Source organism: Hydrocoleum sp. CS-953 (assembly GCF_002260545.1).
In the GTDB taxonomy this organism is placed as follows: domain Bacteria; phylum Cyanobacteriota; class Cyanobacteriia; order Cyanobacteriales; family Microcoleaceae; genus Trichodesmium.
Genome location: NZ_LGSU01000309.1, coordinates 1 through 2,709, shown reverse-complemented (window position 1 = coordinate 2,709; position 2,709 = coordinate 1). Strand labels below are relative to the sequence as shown.

At 38.5% G+C, this 2,709-nt stretch carries 2 protein-coding genes and 1 pseudogene; 1 reads left to right on the top strand and 2 read right to left on the bottom strand.

The window, feature by feature from the left end:
* Positions 1 to 826 (top strand): SPFH domain-containing protein (locus AFK68_RS02840; protein ID WP_094671468.1); only part of this gene is annotated, 826 nt, incomplete at its 5' end.
* A 59-nt stretch (positions 827 to 885) separates the two neighbouring features.
* Here AFK68_RS02840 and AFK68_RS02835 read toward each other — a convergent pair.
* Both AFK68_RS02835 and AFK68_RS02830 read right to left on the bottom strand, forming a co-directional pair.
* Positions 886 to 2,277, bottom strand: a pseudogene (locus AFK68_RS02835) (glycoside hydrolase family protein); the annotation flags it as partial.
* A 1-nt stretch (position 2,278) separates the two neighbouring features.
* The coding region (locus AFK68_RS02830; protein WP_210407192.1) for a lysozyme at positions 2,279 to 2,587 on the bottom strand (309 nt) is incomplete at its 3' end.
* Positions 2,588 to 2,709 lie beyond the last annotated feature (122 nt).

Genomic DNA, 2,709 nt, shown 5'->3' with positions numbered 1-2,709 from the left:
TCTTGTGGCTCTGATAGCAACTGCAATTTTTGGTTATACAATTAACTCCTCTGTAAAAGTGATCGATCAAGGGGATGAAGCTTTAGTAGAACGCTTAGGAAGGTATCGACGGACGTTGAGACCTGGACTTCGGTTAGTCTTACCCCTGCTAGAAAAAATAGCTTATGTTGATACTATCCGCGAGCGGGTTTTGGATATTCCGCTTCAGTCAGTTATTACTAATGATAATATAACCTTGCAGGTAGATGCAGTAGTGTACTGGCAAATTATAGAAATGGAGAGAGCATATTATGCAATTGAAGATGTACAAAATGCTATCAATACTATTGTTTTAACTTCTCTCCGTTCTGAAATTGGTAGCTTGCAAATGCGAGAAGTTTTGTCTACAAAAGCTGAAATTGATAGAGCTTTACTGAAGAAATTAGATGAGGCGACTTCTAGTTGGGGAGTAAAGGTGATTCGTGTTGAGATTCAGAATATTATTTTTCCTGAAGCAGTAAAAGCAGCAATGGAGTCGGAAAGGATAGCTTTAAGTGAAAAACAAGCTATGATTGAACAAGCAGAAGGCGAGAAGCAAGCTGCTCTTACTAAAGCTAAAGGACAAGCAGAGTCTATAGAGATTCTTGCCAAAACCTTAAATTTGCGTCCAGATAGTCGTACATTTATGCACTTTCTGATTGCTCAAAGATACATAGACACTAATCAAAAATTAAGTGAAAGTGATAATTCTAAGATATTATTTATGGACCCAAAAGCTATGTCAGAAGCATTGGGTGAATTAATGGGAGGAGATGACAATTCTCCAGATTTGAATAAACCTGATTGATATCAAATCAAAAGCCAAGTAGGGTGCGCAGCGCCAAGCGTTACGCACCATCATTTCAATTAAGGTTTAGGACAAGTTCCCAATTTCCAGTCAACAAAAAGATCGCGGGGATCTGTATCCCGTAACCAAGTAATAAACCTTTTATAATCAGCTATATTGTAAGTAGCGATACAACCAACAGTTCCAGGGGCACCAAAATTTCTATTCCAGTCAATATGAATTTCGATCGCGCTTCTTTCAGTTGTACCTGGTGTTATATAATCTAATGGAACTGTTACCGGGCCAATACCACTTTGAAAAATCCGACCATAATAATTATCTCTACCATCAGCCCAAACAATATCCTGAATGTACCACTTTCCTTCTGGTAACGGTTCCCCAGTCATTGCCCGACTCCGAGCCGCAGTACGGAAAAATTGTCTTCCAGGGGCGCCACAACAAACTTCTAATCTGTCTTGTAGTTTTCCACTTTTAAAATAGTCTAAGTTAAGTACATAACATCCATACCTATCCTTTCGACTTGTCTTTGTTAATAGCAAGTAGTTTCTATTTGTCGTGGGTGGTGGTGCAGGAGGAGGTGGAGGTGGAGCATCTCCCCATAATTTTTGCCAAGTTATTGACTCTACCGTACTATTAGCTGCTGTAGGGCCAAAATAATCTTTTTTAAATTCTATAACTGCAAGTTCAGTTTTCTTACCAAAAATCGGCTCAAGTTCTCCAGAATAATACCCTAAATCTTTCAATCTATCTTGTAAAATTCTTACATCTTCCCCTTGACTACCCCGCACTAATACACGATTTAGTGTTGGAGGTGTACCTTGACTATATATATCAGAAAGTTTGAAAACGGAAATTCTTTCACCAGGAGGAATTGATTTATTAGCAGGAGCAATAACAAAAAAGCTAGCATTTGGATACTGAGGAAAAATACTAGCTAATAAGTCTTTATCAAACCTTTCTAGAGTTAAGATTTCTACTACTTCACCCTGCTTCCAAGCCACAACTACAGTTTTCTTATTTTCATCCCTATATCCTTCTAACCAAGTTACTTCCTCTTGTTTTGAAATTTCTCCTTCTAAAGGTTTTTTTTCTCCTCCAGCTCTGAGAAATAATTCCTGTTCATCAGCACGACGAGATACTAACCCTGGTAGTGGCTGAAAAACACCATTAACTACTCCATTTACCCAACGGGAAAATTCATTAGCTGCTCCTTGATAATCTCCTTGATTGAGTTTTCTTAATAAGGTACTACCTTGAAATGCACCAGTTCCTACGTTATAAGCAAAAGATACTAAAGCATCAAATTGGTTTTGATTAACAGGAACTCTTATTAGTCCAGAAATTTCTCTCGCTACTCTGGAGCATTCATACCTGAGGTATGCTTCTGCATTCCTTTCAGAAATTCTATCCCCTAACTGAACTACTTGTCCGTCAGGGTAACGGGTGGTTCCNTAAGGTACTACCTTGAAATGCACCAGTTCCTACGTTATAAGCAAAAGATACTAAAGCATCAAATTGGTTTTGATTAACAGGAACTCTTATTAGTCCAGAAATTTCTCTCGCTACTCTGGAGCATTCATACCTGAGGTATGCTTCTGCATTCCTTTCAGAAATTCTATCCCCTAACTGAACTACTTGTCCGTCAGGGTAACGGGTGGTTCCATACCCAATAGTTGGTATACCTACTGGATCTAGATAAGCATTCAGAAAAAGTCCTTCCCATTTCTTGATTAAATCAAGGCAATTTTGTGAGATTTGCATTGTTGACAGTTCCTATTTACAACTAAACAGTACAGTTAATGCTTTTATAGCAATTCCCAAAAAGCGTGAGGTACAAAATTCTAGCTTTGAGGGAACAGGGAACAGGGAACAGGGAACAGGGA